Consider the following 17,290-nt stretch of genomic DNA (forward strand, 5'->3'; position numbering starts at 1 on the left):
CGGGTATTTTTTTAATCAGTCTAACGCTCAGGCTTAGTTAACCTTGGCGTTCAACTCACCCTTCAGATAACGCTGGTACATCGCTTCCAGCGAGATCGGCTTGATCTTCGAAGCATTACCGGCAGTGCCAAACGCTTCATAACGAGCGATACATACATCACGCATCGCGGTCACGGTGGCGCCGAAGAATTTACGTGGGTCGAATTCGCTCGGGTTGGTGGCCATCAGGCGACGCATGGCGCCGGTGGACGCCAGACGCAGGTCGGTGTCGATGTTGACCTTGCGTACGCCGTGCTTGATGCCTTCGACGATTTCTTCAACCGGTACGCCGTAGGTTTCTTTGATGTCGCCACCGTACTGGTTGATGATCGCCAGCCACTCTTGTGGAACCGACGACGAACCGTGCATCACCAGGTGGGTGTTCGGAATGCGCTTGTGGATTTCCTTGATGCGGTCGATCGCCAGTACGTCACCGGTAGGTGGCTTGATGAACTTGTAGGCGCCGTGGCTGGTGCCGATGGCGATGGCCAGGGCATCAACCTGGGTGCGCTTGACGAAGTCAGCGGCTTCTTCCGGGTCGGTCAGCATTTGGCTGTGATCCAAAACGCCTTCGGCGCCGATGCCGTCTTCTTCACCGGCCATGCAATAAATCTGTCCCCTTTTGTCGTCCCCTTTTTTCAACTGGAAGGGTGACGGATGCCGGGCCTTTTGGTGTTACGTCCTTAGTAGCCATTGATATATAAATCGTCGCCTTTTTCTACTAACCCCCCTTTTTCTATAGATCAGATTGCGCAGATCATTATTTCAAAAGCATATAAAAACCTGTCACTTATTACAGGTGACAACGAATAACGCGGAAAACTAACCTGTTCTCGCAGCAACGGCTCCTTAGGGACAACTCAAAGGAACTGAATTCAATAATTTACAGCGGAGGCTTTAAATGTCCCATTCAAACATGAAAGGTATTTACAACTCGTTTCCGAAAGGCCATCAACTTGAAATCGCTACCATGGATGAATCGGCTGGTCGCTTTACAGGTACTTTTAGCACCGCTGCTGGCAAGGAAAACATCAGCGGCGGATTTCATTTTAATAACGCAGCCAAGAAAACTGATTTGAACTTTTCAACATCCGACGCAAATTGGGCGTTCGAGGCTAAATACAACAACGATGGTCCAGACTTCGAGGAGTGGAACGGTCTTAAAAAAGAAAAATCCAACCCCGACGCCACTGCGCTATGGCCATTTTATAAGGACATGTCGGGGGGTACTGCAGGACTGATAATTGGCGGAAGTGGAATGTAGGTGAAATATCCAAACAGCTCAGCGAGTGCCGATACTGAGTTGACCATTCCTAATGCACTAAAAAACCGCCCGACGGCGGTTTTTTAGTGTATCTACAACTCGAAGGCTTAGTTAACTTTCGCGTTCAACTCACCCTTCAGATAACGCTGATACATCGCTTCCAGCGAGATCGGTTTGATCTTCGAAGCATTACCGGCAGTACCAAACGCTTCATAACGAGCGATACACACGTCACGCATCGCAGTCACAGTCGCGCCGAAGAATTTACGTGGGTCGAATTCGCTCGGGTTGGTGGCCATCAAGCGACGCATTGCGCCAGTGGATGCCAAGCGCAGGTCAGTGTCGATGTTGACCTTGCGCACGCCGTGCTTGATGCCTTCGACGATTTCTTCAACCGGGACGCCGTAGGTTTCTTTGATGTCGCCGCCGTACTGGTTGATGATCGCCAGCCACTCTTGTGGCACCGACGAGGAACCGTGCATTACCAGGTGAGTGTTCGGAATGCGTTTGTGGATTTCCTTGATGCGGTCGATCGCCAGCACGTCGCCAGTAGGTGGCTTGGTGAACTTGTAGGCGCCGTGGCTGGTGCCAATAGCGATGGCCAGGGCATCGACTTGGGTGCGTTTGACGAAGTCAGCGGCTTCTTCCGGGTCGGTCAGCATTTGGCTGTGATCCAGAACGCCTTCGGCGCCGATGCCGTCTTCTTCACCGGCCATGCCGGTTTCCAGCGAACCCAGGCAGCCCAGCTCGCCTTCTACCGAAACGCCGCAGGCGTGAGCCATGGCCACGGTTTGTTGGGTAACGCGGACGTTGTAGTCGTAGTCGGTCGGGGTCTTGCCGTCTTCGCCCAGCGAGCCGTCCATCATCACCGAGCTGAAGCCCAGTTGAATCGAACGCTGGCAGACGTCAGGGCTGGTGCCGTGGTCCTGGTGCATACACACCGGGATGTGCGGGAATTCTTCGATCGCGGCCAGGATCAGGTGACGCAGGAATGGCGCGCCGGCGTATTTGCGAGCGCCGGCCGAAGCCTGAACGATCACCGGGGAGTCAGTCTTGTCAGCGGCTTCCATGATGGCGCGCATCTGCTCAAGGTTGTTGACGTTGAAGGCTGGAACGCCGTAGCCGAATTCGGCTGCGTGGTCCAACATCTGGCGCATGCTGATAAGTGCCATTGTGTGTGTCTCTCCCGGTTGAGGGTCGTTAATCGTGCCAGCCTGCCGGAGCGGCGGCGGCTATTCAAGTGATTGCAGATCGGGGGTTGAGGCCCGGTCTGGTGATTCGATAAAGCAAAATCCTGAGAGCTACACAGAACCCCTGTGGGAGCGAGCTTGCTCGCGAATGCGGCTTGGCATTCAGCATTGATGCAAGCTGATCCACCGCTTTCGCGAGCAAGCTCGCTCCCACAGTTGGATCGGTTTCCACATTGGATCTGTGGTGTGTCAATTACTGCGCCTTGCAGCCGCGGCCGATCAGGTCATTGGTGGCGACCCAGTACACCAGGCCTTCCTCACCCTTGACGTGAAACGCCAGCATGCCATCGCTGTACAGCGTGCCCGAGGCGCCCGGCTCTTCTTTCAGGCGATAGACCTGATCACCGCCACCCAGTCGAACGTCGACTTCCTTCTGGCCGGCGTCGGCGTAACGCCACAGCACTTTGGCCTGGCTGTCGCAGGTCCAGGTCGTCCAGTCATCCGCCGGAGCAGACGACTGAAACAGGTTCAACTGCGCGCAACCGCCCAACAATGCCAACGCCGCAATGGCGATCAAGCCTTTCATCCGTGTTCCTCGACTGACGGCACACGCCGCCAGCCCTGAGTTAAGAGTCAGACCCGTCAAGGACAACCATGTTCCTTGGCCGGGGTTTGCGTCTCGTATTTCTCCAGGCCGTCCGGCCCCGAGCGCTTGTTCAGCACCGGGTTGGTTTCGGCCTGCCAGTCGGCCTGATAACAGCCCTTCTGCGACTCGCTCGGCGCCGGCGTGGCTTCGGCCTTCGGGTTACTCCCGCAGGCCGCCAGCGTACCGGTCAGCAACAACAGCGCTAACGACTTGACCATGTAAACACTCCTTTGCCTGGCCAAACGGGCGGCCTCAGGCCTTGGCCCGGCTTTCCAGGACTTCAACGGCTGGCAGCACTTTGCCCTCGACGAATTCGAGGAACGCGCCACCACCGGTGGAAATGTAGGAGATTTGCTCAGCCACGCCATATTTATCGATGGCGGCCAAGGTGTCGCCACCGCCAGCAATGGAGAACGCCGAGCTTTCAGCGATGGCCTGGGCCAGCACTTTGGTGCCGTTGCCGAACTGGTCGAATTCGAACACGCCGACCGGGCCATTCCACAGAATGGTTTTCGACGATTTCAGCAGTTCCGCGAAGTTGGCTGCGGTTTGCGGGCCGATGTCCAGAATCATGTCGTCAGCAGCAACGTCAGCGATCAGCTTGACGGTGGCTTCGGCGCTTTCGGCGAATTCCTTGGCAACCACCACGTCAACCGGCAGCGGCACGCTAACTTTGGCAGCGATGGCGCGCGCGGTGTCGAGCAGGTCTGGCTCGTATAGGGATTTGCCAACCGGGTGACCGGCTGCCGCGAGGAAGGTGTTGGCGATGCCGCCGCCGACGATCAGTTGATCGCAGATCTGGCTCAGGCTGTTCAGCACGTCGAGTTTGGTCGACACCTTGGAGCCGGCAACGATGGCTGCCATCGGCTGAGCCGGTGCGCCCAGCGCTTTGCCCAGTGCATCCAGTTCAGCAGCCAGCAACGGGCCAGCGGCAGCGACTTTGGCGAACTTGGCCACGCCGTGGGTCGAACCCTCGGCGCGGTGAGCGGTGCCGAAGGCGTCCATCACGAACACGTCGCACAGGGCGGCGTATTGCTGGGCCAGTTCGTCAGCGTTCTTTTTCTCGCCTTTGTTGAAGCGCACGTTTTCGAACAGCACGATGTCGCCGGCCTTGACGTCAACGCCGCCCAGGTAATCAGCCACCAGCGGCACTTCGCGGCCCAAGGCCTTGCTCAGGTAGTCAGCGACGGGCTTGAGGCTGTTCTCGGCGGAGAACTCGCCTTCGGTCGGACGGCCAAGGTGCGAGCAGACCATCACGGCCGCGCCTTTTTCCAAGGCCAGCTTGATGGTCGGCAGCGAAGCCAGGATACGCGCGTCGCTGGTGACAACACCGTCCTTGACTGGGACGTTGAGGTCTTCGCGGATCAATACGCGCTTACCTTGCAGATCGAGGTCGGACATCTTCAACACGGTCATGGGTCGCACTTCCTACGGTTTTTTTGAAGTTGCTGTTTGCAGATAGTGTTCTGCAACGTCCAGCATTCGGTTGGCAAAACCCCATTCGTTGTCGAACCAGGCCAGGATGTTCACCAGTTTGGGGCCGGAAACACGGGTCTGACTGGCATCGACGATGGCCGAATGTGGGTCATGGTTGAAATCACAGCTGGCGTGGGGCAACTCGGTATAGGCCAGCAGGCCTTTGAGCGGGCCATGGGTGGCGGCCTCGCGCAGGATCCGGTTGACCTCATTGGCGTCGGTCGCCGTGGCAGTCTGCATCGTGATGTCGAGGCAGGACACGTTGACCGTCGGCACGCGTACGGCTTTGGCCTGAATTCGTCCGGCAAGTTCCGGCAGCAGGCGCTCGATACCGCGCGCCAGACCGGTGGACACCGGGATCACCGACTGGAACGCCGAACGGGTGCGGCGCAGGTCTTCGTGGTGATAGGCGTCGATCACCGGCTGATCGTTCATCGCCGAGTGAATGGTGGTGATCGACACGTAATCGAGGCCGATCGCCTTGTCGAGCAAGCGCAACAGCGGCACGCCGCAGTTGGTGGTGCAGGAAGCGTTGGACACCAGCAGTTCGTCGCCGGTCAGGCAATCCTGATTGACGCCGTAAACGATGGTGGCGTCGACATCCGCCTCGCTGGCCATCGGCTGCGAGAACAACACGCGTGGCGCGCCGGCGTCGAGAAAGCGCTGGCCGTCGGCACGGGTGTTATAGGCCCCGGAGCATTCGAGCACCAGATCGACGCCGAGTGACGCCCAATCGATGCCTTCGGGAGTGGCACTGCGCAGGACCTTCACGCAATCGCCATTAATATGCAGACAATCGCCTTCTACTCGCACTTCGCCCGGGAAGCGGCCGTGGGTGGAGTCAAAGCGTGTCAGGTATTCGATGCTGGCCATGTCAGCCAGATCGTTGATCGCGACAATTTCGAACCCGGCTTTCTCGCCTCGCTCAAACAACGCACGCAAGACGCAACGACCAATCCGGCCGTAGCCGTTGAGTGCAACTTTGTAAGGACGCGGTTGAGGCATGGGGTTCTCGATTACCGTGGTGAATCAGGCAGTGCGATGTTGCCCGAACCAACGCTTTCGCGAGCAAGCTCGCTCCCACAGGGAAATGCATTCCAATGTGGGAGCGAGCCTGCTCGCGAAGGCGTCAGCCCGGACAACTCAACTGTCGGACTTAGTCTTCCAGCAGCTCTTCCGCCTGACCCAGGATGTTTTCCAGGGTGAAGCCGAACTCTTCGAACAGTGCCGAAGCCGGAGCCGATTCGCCGTAAGTGGTCATGCCGATCACGCGACCTTCCAGACCCACGTACTTGAACCAGAAGTCGGCGTGCGCCGCTTCGATCGCGATACGCGCGCTGACCTGCAACGGCAGCACGGCTTGCTTGTAACCAGCGTCCTGAGCATCGAACACGCTGGTGCATGGCATGGAAACCACACGCACCTTGCGACCTTGCTCGGTCAGTTTGTCGTAAGCCTGAACCGCCAGACCCACTTCCGAACCGGTCGAAATCAGGATCAGCTCAGGCTCGCCTGCGCAGTCCTTCAGTACATAACCGCCACGGCTGATGTCGGCAATCTGGCCAGCATCGCGTTCCTGGTGCTGCAGGTTCTGACGCGAGAAGATCAGCGCCGAAGGGCCGTCCTTACGCTCCAGAGCGTTTTTCCAGGCCACGGCCGATTCCACGGCATCGGCTGGACGCCAGGTGTCGAGGTTCGGCGTGGTACGCAGGCTGGTCAGTTGCTCGATCGGCTGGTGCGTCGGGCCGTCTTCGCCCAGACCGATGGAGTCGTGGGTGTAGACGTGGATGACTTGCTTCTTCATCAGTGCCGACATGCGCACGGCGTTGCGCGCGTATTCCATGAACATCAGGAAGGTCGCGCCGTAAGGCACCAAGCCGCCGTGCAGGGTCACGCCGTTCATGATCGCGGTCATGCCGAACTCGCGCACGCCGTAGTACATGTAGTTGCCGCTGGCATCTTCAGCGCTGACACCCTTGCAACCTTTCCACAGGGTCAGGTTGGAACCGGCCAGGTCGGCCGAACCGCCGAGCAGTTCCGGCAGCAATGGGCCGAACGCGTTCAGGGTGTTCTGGCTGGCTTTACGGCTGGCGATGGTTTCGCCTTTGGCCGCGACTTCAGCGATATACGCCGAGGCTTTTTCCGAGAAGTCGGCTGGCAGCTCACCGCTCAAGCGACGCACCAGTTCGTTGGCTTCGGTCGGGAACGCAGCGGAGTAGGCAGCGAAACGCTGATCCCATTCTGCTTCGGCCGCGCGACCTTTTTCCTTGGCATCCCACTCGGCATAGATGTCGGCCGGGATTTCGAACGGACCGTGGTTCCAGTTCAGCGCCTGACGGGTCAGCGCGATTTCTGCGTCACCCAGTGGAGCGCCGTGGCAGTCTTCTTTGCCCTGCTTGTTCGGCGAGCCGAAACCGATGGTGGTCTTGCAGCAGATCAGCGTCGGCAGCGGGCTCTTGCGCGCGGTGTCGATGGCGGTCTTGATCTCTTCCGGGTCGTGACCGTCAACGTTGCGGATCACTTGCCAGTTGTAGGCTTCGAAGCGCTTCGGGGTGTCATCGGTGAACCAGCCTTCGACTTCGCCGTCGATGGAGATGCCGTTGTCATCGTAGAAAGCGATCAGCTTGCCCAGACCCAGCGTGCCGGCCAGGGAAGCGACTTCGTGGGAAATGCCTTCCATCATGCAGCCATCACCCAGGAACACGTAGGTGTGGTGGTCAACGATGTCGTGGCCAGGACGGTTGAACTGCGCGCCCAGGACTTTTTCAGCCAGGGCGAAGCCCACAGCGTTGGCCAGACCCTGACCCAGTGGGCCAGTGGTGGTTTCCACGCCCGGGGTGTAACCGAATTCCGGGTGGCCCGGGGTGCGGCTGTGCAGTTGACGGAACTGCTTGAGGTCTTCGATCGACAGGTCGTAACCGGTCAGGTGCAGCAGCGAGTAGATCAACATCGAGCCGTGGCCGTTGGACAGCACGAAGCGGTCACGGTCGGCGAACGATGGATTGCTCGGGTTGTGCTTGAGGTAGTCGCGCCAAAGCACTTCGGCGATATCTGCCATACCCATAGGGGCACCGGGATGGCCGCTGTTGGCTTTTTGCACGGCATCCATGCTGAGGGCACGAATGGCGTTGGCACGCTCACGACGGCTAGGCATCGCTGATCTCCTGGGTTCTGGTAAGTCGAAACGGAAAAAAGGAAGGCATTTTCCCTCACCGGGGCGCCTCGGGGCAATGACAGATAGTCATCGGTGGGCGTTTTTCCAATGGATAGCGGCGCTTTCTGTTGGTGAAACCTTTCCGCTACTCGTTTGTAGAGTTAACCGTCTCGTGAGAAGTGCCATTTATCGAGCAATATCAAAACTTTTTGATATTGGCCTTGCGATGAATTGCCCCCCTCTCTAGACTGCCAGCCCTATGAACTTACGCGTGCCTTCCATTCGCCATGACGATTGCGACGAGCTGGCGGCCCTGTGCAAGGCCGGCGGCGATCCGTTGCGGCTGAATGTCTTGCGCGCGCTGGCCAACGACTCGTTCGGCGTATTGGAGCTGGCGCAGATTTTCGGCATCGGCCAGTCCGGCATGAGCCACCACCTCAAGGTACTGGCCCAGGCTGATCTGGTAGCAACCCGCCGTGAAGGCAACGCGATTTTCTATCGCCGCGCCCTGCCCCACACCGAACTGCTGGGCGGCAAGTTGCACGCAGCATTGTTAGAAGAAGTCGACAACCTGGATCTGCCTGACGACGTGCAAGCGCGCATCGAACAGGTGCACGGCCAACGCGCCGCAGCCAGTCAGGACTTTTTCGCCCGGGTCGCGGAGAAATTTCGCGCCCAGCAAGACTTGATCGCAGGCCTGCCGCAGTACCGTGACAGCGTGCTGGCCCTGCTCGACAAACTGAACTTCGATGGTGCAGCCACGGCCATTGAAGTCGGCCCCGGCGATGGTGCTTTTCTGCCGGAACTGGCCCGCCGCTTCGGCACCGTCACCGCGCTGGACAATAGCCCGGCGATGCTCGAACTGGCGCGTCAGGTATGTGAACGTGAACAGCTGGCTAACGTCAGCCTGCAATTGGCCGATGCATTGAACGGCACCAGCCTCAAGGCCGATTGCGTGGTGTTGAACATGGTGTTGCACCATTTCGCCGCGCCGGCCGATGCGCTCAAGCACATGGCCGACCTGCTGCAACCGGGCGGTAGCCTGCTCGTGACAGAGTTATGTAGCCACAACCAGAGTTGGGCCAGGGAGGCCTGCGGTGATCTGTGGTTGGGGTTTGAACAGGACGATTTGGCCCGTTGGGCCACCGCTGCGGGACTCGTTCCCGGGGAAAGCCTCTATGTAGGCTTACGTAATGGTTTCCAGATCCAGGTCCGCCACTTTCAGCGACCGGCTGGCGACACTCACCATCGGTAAATTCAGGAAAACATCGAGATGAGCGAATACTCCCTCTTCACCTCCGAGTCCGTGTCCGAAGGACATCCGGACAAAATCGCCGACCAGATTTCCGATGCGGTGCTGGACGCCATTATTGCCCAGGACAAACACGCACGCGTTGCTGTGGAAACTCTGGTCAAGACCGGTGTGGCCATCGTTGCCGGTGAAGTGACCACCAGCGCCTGGGTCGACCTGGAGCAGATTGTTCGTGATGTGATTTGCGACATCGGCTACACCAGCTCCGAAGTCGGCTTCGACGGCGCGACCTGCGGCGTGATGAACATCATCGGCAAGCAGTCCCCAGACATCAACCAGGGTGTTGACCGTGCCAAGCCTGAAGATCAGGGCGCCGGCGACCAGGGCCTGATGTTCGGCTACGCCAGCAACGAAACCGACGTTTTGATGCCTGCACCGATTACCTTCTCGCACCAGCTGGTGCAGCGCCAGGCCGAAGCTCGTAAATCGGGTCTGCTGCCTTGGCTGCGCCCGGACGCCAAGTCGCAAGTGACTTGCCGTTACGAAGGCGGCAAGGTTGTCGGTATCGACGCCGTTGTTCTGTCGACCCAGCACAACCCTGAAGTGTCGTACAAAGACCTGCGCGAAGGTGTGATGGAGCTGATCGTCAAGCACGTGCTGCCTGCCGAACTGCTGAGCAAAGACACCCAGTTCCACATCAACCCGACCGGCCAGTTCATCATTGGCGGCCCGGTAGGTGACTGCGGTCTGACCGGTCGCAAGATCATCGTCGACAGCTACGGCGGCATGGCCCGTCACGGCGGCGGCGCGTTCTCCGGTAAGGATCCATCGAAGGTTGACCGTTCGGCTGCCTACGCTGGCCGTTACGTTGCCAAGAACATCGTTGCTGCCGGCCTGGCCGAGCGCTGCGAGATTCAGGTTTCCTACGCGATCGGTGTGGCTCAGCCAACTTCGATCTCGCTGAACACCTTCGGCACCGGCAAGATCAGCGATGACAAGATCATCAAACTGGTGCGTGAAGTGTTCGACCTGCGTCCATACGCGATCACCACCATGCTGGACCTGCTGCACCCGATGTACCAGGAAACTGCGGCGTACGGCCACTTCGGTCGCGCGCCAGAGACCAAGACTGTTGGCGAAGACACCTTCACCACGTTCACCTGGGAAAAAACCGACCGCGCCGACGCCCTGCGTTCTGCTGCTGGCCTGTAAGACTTCCCCGGCGGTACAAAAAGCCCCGCACGGTTCGCGCCGTGCGGGGCTTTTTCATGCCAGCATCAAAGAGTTCAACTCAGAACGTTCAGGTCGATGCACATTCAACAAACCACTCGGTCAGTCCCCTCTCCCTCAGGGAGAGGGGCTTTTTTACTGCACAGAAACAAGCCGCAAAACACCCATCCGACAGTATAAATATCTTCGCCTAACCTTTTAGCATTCCCCCTGAGCAAGGACGCTCACGATGCTTGCCACGCTGCGCCTGCTGCCTGTTTTTCTCCTGGTCTGTACGACCCTCAACGCCCACGCCGATTGCCCGAAATGGCCGGCCACTCAAGCAAAAAGCGAAATCGCCGCCCTGCAAAAACAGATCGACCAATGGGACGACGCCTATCACCGCGAAGGTCGCTCACTGGTTGCCGATGAGCTCTACGATCAATCGCGCGCACGCCTGAACGAATGGCGAGCGTGTTTCAAATTGCCCTCGCCACCCAATCCCTTGCGCACAGCCTCAGGCTCGATCACCCACCCTATCGCCCATACCGGGCTGGATAAACTGCATAAGGCCTAGGCTGTGGAAGCGTGGCTTCGCGACCGCAAGGATGTCTGGGTACAACCCAAAGTCGACGGCGTCGCGGTGACGCTGATTTATCGCGCAGGCGTTCTGCATCAGGCCATCAGTCGTGGTAACGGCGTTCGTGGCCAAGACTGGACGACTTCGGCACAGAAGATTGGCGCGATCCCTAAACGTCTTTCACAACCGGTGGATCTGCTGGTGCAAGGCGAACTCTACTGGCGCTTGAACGAACACGTGCAAGCTCGAGCCGGCAGCGTCAACGCCCGCGCAACCGTAGCGGGTCTGATGGGACGAAAATCGTTGGAGGCCGAACACGCCGCCGGCATCGGACTGTTCGTCTGGGACTGGCCGCAAGAATCCTTGGACCTAGCCGAGCGTATCGCCAGATTGGCAGCACTGGGTTTCGCCACAATCGAGCCGTTCAGCCATCCCGTCAGCGACTTCACCGAGGCGCAGAAGTGGCGCGAGCACTGGTATCGCTCGCCCCTGCCGTTTGCCACTGACGGCGTGGTTTTGCGCCAGAGCCAGCGTCCACCCGCCGAGCGCTGGCAGGCGCGCGCGCCCTACTGGACAGTCGCCTGGAAATACCCGTTTGCTCAGGCATTGGCCGAAGTCCGCAAGGTCGAATTCAAGGTCGGGCGCACCGGGCGCATCACCCCGGTGATTGAGCTTGTCCCGGTCATGCTCGACGACAGGGAGATCAAACGAGTCAGCGCCAGTTCGTTGAAACGCTGGCAGGCGCTGGATATTCGTCCCGGTGATCAGGTCGCAATCAGCCTCGCCGGCCTGACCATTCCGCGGCTCGACAATGTTGTACTGCGCACCGTCGAACGGGCAGACATCAAGATCCCCAACGCTGATGACTTCCACAACTTGAGCTGCTGGCAACCCACGCCAGGTTGCGAAAGCCAGTTTCTCGCCCGTTTGACCTGGCTCAGTGGCAAACAGGGACTGGCGATGCAACATGTCGGTCGCGGCACCTGGGAGAAACTTTTCGAAACAGGCCGCCTGAATAACCTGCTGGATTGGTTGACCCTCGACGCGCCAGAGCTTGCTAACATTGCCGGCTTCGGCGAGCGCAGTAGCGAACGCCTGATGAACAGTTTTCACAGCGCCCGCCAACGGCCCTTCGCTCAGTGGCTGAAGGCCTTGGGCTTACCGCCAACCGGTGAGGCACGACTCCCCGATTCATGGCAGGCGCTGGCACAACGTGACACCGAACGATGGCAGGCAGAACCCGGTATCGGCCCCGGCCGCGCAGCGCAATTGAGCGCATTCTTTCGCGATCCGCAGGTGCTAGCCTTGAGCGATACCCTGCGTACCGCCGGTATCGACGGTTTCTGAGCACGCAATCCCGTTACCCCGGGAACCCAACCACCACCGAGGCGCTCCAACAGCGCAGTGCCTGACCGACCCGATTGCCTTTGCACATGGAGCTTTTATGAAATTTCTTGCACCGCTCGCCATGCTCACCCTCTGCGGCATGATGGCCGCCCCCGTAATGGCCGACGAAGACGCTCCGGGCCTGACCGGCTGCGCTGCGAAAAAGCAGGGCATCATGAACCAGATCGAACAGGCCAGGTCGCGCGGCAATGCCGATCAGCAGGCTGGCCTGCAGACGGCTCTGGATGAAGTAACGAAAAACTGCACCGACGCCGGCCTGAAGAAAGAGCGCGAAAACAAGGTGCTCGAAGCCAAGCACGAAGTGAGTCAGCGTCAGGCTGATCTCGATAAAGCCATGAAGAAAGGCGACCCGGAAAAGATCAACAAGCGCAAAGACAAACTCGCCGAGTCGCGCAAAGAACTGCAGGATGCGCTGGACGAAATCGATAAGTAAAAATCAAAAGATCGCAGCCTGCGGCAGCTCCTACCCTGATCAATGTAGGAGCTGCCGCAAGCTGTGATCTTTTAGGTATCAATGATCGCGAAACTGTTTATGGCAAGCGCTGCAGGCATCTTCAACTTTCTGCACCGCAGGCCCGAGGTTGCTGGCCTTGTACGGCTGAACCTGACTGGCAATCACCAATTCACCGGTAGCGGTTTCAAGGGTGCGGGCCATTTCCTGAAACTGCGCCTGCTTCTGCCAGACATCATCCTTGGCACTGGTGTGATCTTCTTCACGAACTTGCGGGAAGTGCTTCCACGGTTCATGGGACAACGCATCGAGCTTGACCGCGCCCTCGGCGAACTTCGGCCCGTCGAATGGAATGCGCCCACGCAACATGCCACCCAGTTCTTCACCGGTCTTGAGCATCTGTTTGAAAATGGCCTTGCGTTGGCCCAGTGGGGAATTCGGATCGACACCGCCACAGGCGGCAAGGGTCAGACAGGCCAGCAATACAACAGAAATTCTTTTAAGAGTCATGGTGGCTTCAGGTCACGGAATTCGGCGGCCAGTATCCTCGCGTCACCACCAAACACCAATAGCCCTATTAAAAATACGGGTTGTTCGAGCGCATGGAGCACACGGGCAACCGGCACAGGAATCACTCCATGAACAGCCGTTTCAAGGCCTTGCGTCACCCGCTGATCGCAACCCTGCCGCTACTGGCAATCCTCGCTGGCTGCACCGGTGGTGACAGCGCCAAGCCAAAAACCCATGCACTGGCCACTTACTCCAGCGCCACTTGGGAAGCATTGCCGGCGGTGTCCGACAGCGATCTGGTCGCCGGCTTCGGTTCGTGGCGCAGCGCCTGCACCCGCCTGAAGGCTGATCCGGTCTGGGGCACAACCTGCGCAGCAGCAGCGAATGTGCCGCAGAGCGCCAGCGAAATTCGCGCCTTCCTCAAGCAGAACCTCGACGTGTTTGGCCTGCGCGCTGAAAACGACAACCCCAACGGCTTGATCACCGGCTACTACGAACCGGTCTACCCCGGCAGTTTGACGCCGACCGACACGGCCAATGTGCCCGTGTACGGCGTGCCGGAAGACATGATCATCGTCTCGCTGGACAGCATTTACCCGGAACTGAAAGGCAAGCGTCTGCGCGGTCGCCTCGAAGGCCGCGTGCTCAAGCCTTACGACGACGCAGCCACCATCGAATCCAAAGGCGTCAAAGCCCCAGTGGTTGCCTACCTGACCGACCCGATGAACCTGCAATTCCTGCAGATCCAGGGTTCCGGCCGGATTCAGACCGAGGACGGCAAACAGTTGCGCATCGCCTACGCCGACCAGAACGGCCATCCGTATCGCCCGATCGGGCGCTGGCTGGTCGAGCAAGGCGAGCTGAAGAAAGAAGACGTGACCATGAACGCGATCAGCAACTGGGCCAAGGCCAATCCGGCGCGCATCCCCGAACTGCTCGGCAGTAACCCGAGCTATGTGTTTTTCACTCGCAACCCGGACAGCAACGAAGGCCCGCGTGGTTCGCTGAATGTGCCGTTGACTGCCGGTTATAGCGCGGCGGTGGATCGCAAGGTGATTCCATTGGGCAGCCTGTTGTGGCTGTCGACGACAAAACCGGATGGCACCGCCCTGGTGCGCCCGGTGGCGGCGCAGGATACCGGCGGCGCGATTGCCGGCGAGGTGCGTGCGGATCTGTTCTGGGGCACCGGGGATGCGGCCGGGCAACTGGCCGGGGACATGAAACAGCAGGGGCAGATCTGGATGCTCTGGCCGAAAGGCGCGGCGCTGCCGCAAGTGCCGCAGGTGGCGGACAAACCCAAGGATAAATCCTAAGTTTTTCGGTGCCTGATCAACAGCTTCCGCGAGCAGGCTCGCTCCCACATGGATATGCATTCCAACTGTGGGAGCGAGCCTGCTCGCGAAGGGGCCAGCAGCATCACCCGATCATCAGACAGACACAAAGAAGAACGAAGCAATCAACCCCATCCCCACAAACCACACCAGCGAGCGCAAGATCGCCCAGTCCGCCAGATAGCAAATGATGTACAGCAGGCGACTGGTGATAAACAGCACCGCCAGCACATTGACCGTCACCAGCTCCGCCGTGCCCACCAAATGCGCGACGATCACCGCCGCCGCAAACGCTGGCGTCACTTCAAAGCTGTTCATCTGCGCCGCATGCGCACGCCTTGCCACACCGTTGAGACTTTCGAGAAAGTCGCGCGGATCGTGGTTATCACTCAACCGGTAGCCGCCCACGGCTTTCGCCACACCAGTGCAGATATACGGCAGAAAAATTGCGATCAATACACACCACAGAGCCACCGTCATAACGCCGTCCTTTTTTCGAGTTATAGAGTTCGCGAGCGGTCAGAACTTCATCACCAGCATGCCGATCAGCACCAGCCCACAGGCTAAGAGCCGCGGCCGGCCGAAAGGTTCTTTCAAGTAGCGCATACCGAACAGCACCACCAGAATCACGCTGATCTCGCGCAATGCCGCCGCCTCCGCAATCGAGCCGAGTTGCATCGCCCACAGCACCAGAGCGTAGCTGAACAACACGCAGAACCCGACGGCCAGCCCCAGCTTCCATTGCTCACGCCAGAACTGCATGAACGCCGGACGCTTGGCGACCCACGCCAACATCGGAAACGGCCAGGCGCTGAGCAGCGTGACCCAGACCAGGTAATCGAGCGGATGCGACCAGCGCCGCAACGCCTGACCATCGATGTAGGTGTAGCAACCAATGCACAGGCCGATCAGCGCCACCACGGGCAGCATTGACCAAGGTAAATGCTTTCCGCCGCCGCCCTGCCACAGCAGGCAAGCCATACCAAACGGAATCAGCATGATCCCGAAGATCTGCTGCGTGGTGAGCACTTCCCCGGCAAAGATCAGGGTCAGCGCCAGCACCACCAGCGGCGACAGTCCGCGCATCAGCGGATAAACCAGCCCCAGGTCGCCAACCCGGTAGGCCTGGATCAGCAGATAACGATAGAGCAGTTCGAAAGCGGCCGACGCCAGAATCCACGGCCAGATTTCCATCGGTGGCAGATTGACGAATGGCAACGCGATCGCGACGACAAGCAGCGCCACGGTGTCCATGCACGCCACCACCAGCAGCCGTTCGGCGCTGAATTTGATCAATGTATTCCACGTCGCGTGCAACAGCGCCGCCACCAATACCAGAGCTGTCGCCAGCACGTTCCACTCCTTATTGTTGTTAGCGAGCCAATTAGTCAGATTATTGATTCGCGATGTGTCAGCAGCTGTTTATACTGCAAGCGACCACGCCGCACTCAGTTGCGCACAGAAAAATACCAATAATTCCTGCCTGCCCTGCTCTCTTGCGAGAGCGGTCGTCGGCCTGCGTATGCCTGATCAAAGCGTCAAGACTACCGACAGAGACCTTGCGCATGCCACTCGCCTTGCTTGCCCTCGCTGTTGCCGCGTTCGGCATCGGCACCACTGAATTCGTCATCATGGGCTTGTTGCCCGACGTCGCCCGCGACCTTTCTGTGAGCATTCCTCACGCGGGTCTGTTGATCACCGGCTACGCCTTGGGCGTGGTGTTCGGCGCACCGATCCTGGCGATCGGCACCGCGAACATGCCGCGCAAAGCGACGCTGCTGGGCATGACGCTGATGTTTATTCTCGGCAACGTGCTCTGTGCACTGGCACCGAACTACGCCACGCTGATGGCCGCTCGCGTGGTCACGGCGCTGTGTCACGGCGCGTTCTTCGGCATTGGCTCGGTGGTTGCCGCCGGGCTGGTCGCGCCGAACAAACGCGCGCAAGCGATTGCGATGATGTTCACCGGCCTGACCTTGGCCAACGTCCTCGGCGTACCGCTGGGTACGGCGCTCGGGCAATACGCCGGCTGGCGTTCAACCTTCTGGGCGGTCTCGGTGATTGGTGTAATCGCCGCCCTGGCGCAGTGGCTGTGGCTGCCGAAACACATCCCGATGGACAAGGCCAACCTGGCCAGCGAATTCAAGGTGCTGGGCAAGATAAATGTGCTGTTGGCTCTGGGCATGAGTGTCTTGGCGTCGACCAGTCTGTTCAGCGTGTTCACCTACATCGCGCCGATCCTGCAAGACATCACCGGGGTCAGCCCGCACGGCGTAACGGTGATGTTGCTGCTGTTCGGTGTTGGTCTGACCGGTGGCAGCATGCTCGGCGGGCGTCTGGCCGATAGCCGTTTGCTGCCATCGCTGGTCGGCGTGGCGCTGGCCGTTGTGGTGATTCTGGCGGCGTTCAGTCAGACCAGCCGCTCGGTTGTGCCGGCGGCGATCACGCTGGTGCTGTGGGGGATTTTTGCTTTCGCGCTGTGCCCGATTCTGCAACTGCTGATCATCGATCAGGCGCATGAAGCACCGAACCTCGGCTCGACGTTGAACCAGAGCGCTTTCAATCTCGGTAATGCGGCAGGTGCGTGGATTGGCGGGCTGGTGGTTGCCAGTGGCGCGGATCTGGCGGACTTGCCGTGGACGGGGGCGATGGTCGGCGTGTTGACAGTGCTTACGGCGCTGTTTTTCATCTATCTGCAACGTCGCGAAGCGGCTGCGGTCAATGTGTCCGGCTGATCGGGTTTAGCCTGCAAGAGCCCTCACCCTAGCCCTCTCCCAGAGG

Annotated in this window: 15 protein-coding genes and 2 pseudogenes; 7 read left to right on the forward strand and 10 right to left on the reverse strand. The window is 59.3% G+C overall.

From position 1 onward, the window contains the following. Window positions 1-33: 33 nt before the first annotated feature. Window positions 34-642, reverse strand: a pseudogene (locus ACZZ0G_RS09465) (class II fructose-bisphosphate aldolase); the annotation flags it as partial. A 298-nt stretch (window positions 643-940) separates the two neighbouring features. Between ACZZ0G_RS09465 and ACZZ0G_RS09470 the strand changes: the two are divergent. Beyond that, window positions 941-1,303: a hypothetical protein gene (locus tag ACZZ0G_RS09470; RefSeq protein WP_463555982.1), complete on the forward strand. Its 363-nt coding sequence runs from the start codon at window positions 941-943 to the stop codon at window positions 1,301-1,303. A gap of 107 nt (window positions 1,304-1,410) precedes the next feature. Here ACZZ0G_RS09470 and fba read toward each other — a convergent pair whose 3' ends face one another. The 6 genes from fba to tkt all read right to left on the reverse strand — a co-directional run bounded on the left by fba (window position 1,411) and on the right by tkt (window position 7,769). Next, window positions 1,411-2,475, reverse strand: a complete 1,065-nt coding sequence (gene fba / locus ACZZ0G_RS09475; RefSeq protein ID WP_008081027.1) for a class II fructose-bisphosphate aldolase — start codon at window positions 2,473-2,475, stop codon at window positions 1,411-1,413. 271 nt (window positions 2,476-2,746) lie between these two features. After that, entirely contained in the window at window positions 2,747-3,079 is a 333-nt protein-coding gene (locus ACZZ0G_RS09480) for an MliC family protein (RefSeq protein WP_463555983.1), read from the reverse strand. A gap of 56 nt (window positions 3,080-3,135) precedes the next feature. Next, window positions 3,136-3,357, reverse strand: coding sequence for a hypothetical protein (locus tag ACZZ0G_RS09485; protein ID WP_064119176.1), 222 nt, complete (start codon window positions 3,355-3,357; stop codon window positions 3,136-3,138). Between the two features lie 34 nt (window positions 3,358-3,391). After that, window positions 3,392-4,555: a phosphoglycerate kinase gene (locus ACZZ0G_RS09490; RefSeq protein WP_064119175.1), complete on the reverse strand. Its 1,164-nt coding sequence runs from the start codon at window positions 4,553-4,555 to the stop codon at window positions 3,392-3,394. A 12-nt stretch (window positions 4,556-4,567) separates the two neighbouring features. Continuing rightward, a complete protein-coding gene (epd, locus tag ACZZ0G_RS09495) occupies window positions 4,568-5,620 on the reverse strand; it encodes an erythrose-4-phosphate dehydrogenase (protein WP_102900055.1) in 1,053 nt (350 codons plus the stop codon). 151 nt (window positions 5,621-5,771) lie between these two features. Further along, on the reverse strand, window positions 5,772-7,769 hold the full coding sequence (gene tkt / locus ACZZ0G_RS09500; protein ID WP_463555984.1) for a transketolase: 1,998 nt from the start codon (window positions 7,767-7,769) through the stop codon (window positions 5,772-5,774). 259 nt (window positions 7,770-8,028) lie between these two features. Here tkt and ACZZ0G_RS09505 point away from each other — a divergent pair, with 259 nt between their 5' ends. From ACZZ0G_RS09505 to ACZZ0G_RS09520, 4 genes and pseudogenes are all read left to right on the forward strand, one after another. Beyond that, window positions 8,029-9,024 carry an ArsR/SmtB family transcription factor gene (locus tag ACZZ0G_RS09505; protein WP_463555985.1) on the forward strand — a complete coding sequence of 332 codons (996 nt, stop codon included), beginning with the start codon at window positions 8,029-8,031 and terminating at the stop codon, window positions 9,022-9,024. Window positions 9,025-9,042: 18 nt separating this feature from the next. After that, window positions 9,043-10,233, forward strand: a complete 1,191-nt coding sequence (metK, locus tag ACZZ0G_RS09510) for a methionine adenosyltransferase (protein WP_034153622.1) — start codon at window positions 9,043-9,045, stop codon at window positions 10,231-10,233. A gap of 247 nt (window positions 10,234-10,480) precedes the next feature. Beyond that, window positions 10,481-12,157: pseudogene (ligB, locus tag ACZZ0G_RS09515) on the forward strand (NAD-dependent DNA ligase LigB). A gap of 97 nt (window positions 12,158-12,254) precedes the next feature. Next, window positions 12,255-12,650 (forward strand): DUF1090 domain-containing protein, encoded by a 396-nt coding sequence (locus ACZZ0G_RS09520; RefSeq protein WP_463555986.1) that lies wholly within the window; start codon window positions 12,255-12,257, stop codon window positions 12,648-12,650. A gap of 78 nt (window positions 12,651-12,728) precedes the next feature. Here ACZZ0G_RS09520 and ACZZ0G_RS09525 read toward each other — a convergent pair whose 3' ends face one another. Beyond that, entirely contained in the window at window positions 12,729-13,178 is a 450-nt protein-coding gene (locus tag ACZZ0G_RS09525; protein ID WP_463555987.1) for a c-type cytochrome, read from the reverse strand. 128 nt (window positions 13,179-13,306) lie between these two features. Between ACZZ0G_RS09525 and mltA the strand changes: the two genes are divergently transcribed. Further along, entirely contained in the window at window positions 13,307-14,491 is a 1,185-nt protein-coding gene (mltA, locus tag ACZZ0G_RS09530; protein ID WP_463555988.1) for a murein transglycosylase A, read from the forward strand. Window positions 14,492-14,605: 114 nt separating this feature from the next. Here mltA and ACZZ0G_RS09535 read toward each other — a convergent pair whose 3' ends face one another. Both ACZZ0G_RS09535 and ACZZ0G_RS09540 read right to left on the reverse strand, forming a co-directional pair. Further along, window positions 14,606-14,989, reverse strand: coding sequence for an MAPEG family protein (locus ACZZ0G_RS09535; RefSeq protein WP_008081053.1), 384 nt, complete (start codon window positions 14,987-14,989; stop codon window positions 14,606-14,608). A gap of 39 nt (window positions 14,990-15,028) precedes the next feature. Then, the gene (locus tag ACZZ0G_RS09540; protein WP_463555989.1) at window positions 15,029-15,862 is read right to left on the reverse strand and encodes an EamA family transporter; all 834 of its coding nucleotides are present in this window, start codon (window positions 15,860-15,862) and stop codon (window positions 15,029-15,031) included. 212 nt (window positions 15,863-16,074) lie between these two features. Here ACZZ0G_RS09540 and ACZZ0G_RS09545 point away from each other — a divergent pair, with 212 nt between their 5' ends. Beyond that, a complete protein-coding gene (locus ACZZ0G_RS09545) occupies window positions 16,075-17,244 on the forward strand; it encodes an MFS transporter (protein ID WP_463555990.1) in 1,170 nt (389 codons plus the stop codon). The last annotated feature ends 46 nt before the right edge of the window (window positions 17,245-17,290 follow it).

This window comes from Pseudomonas sp. AC169 (assembly GCF_979258515.1).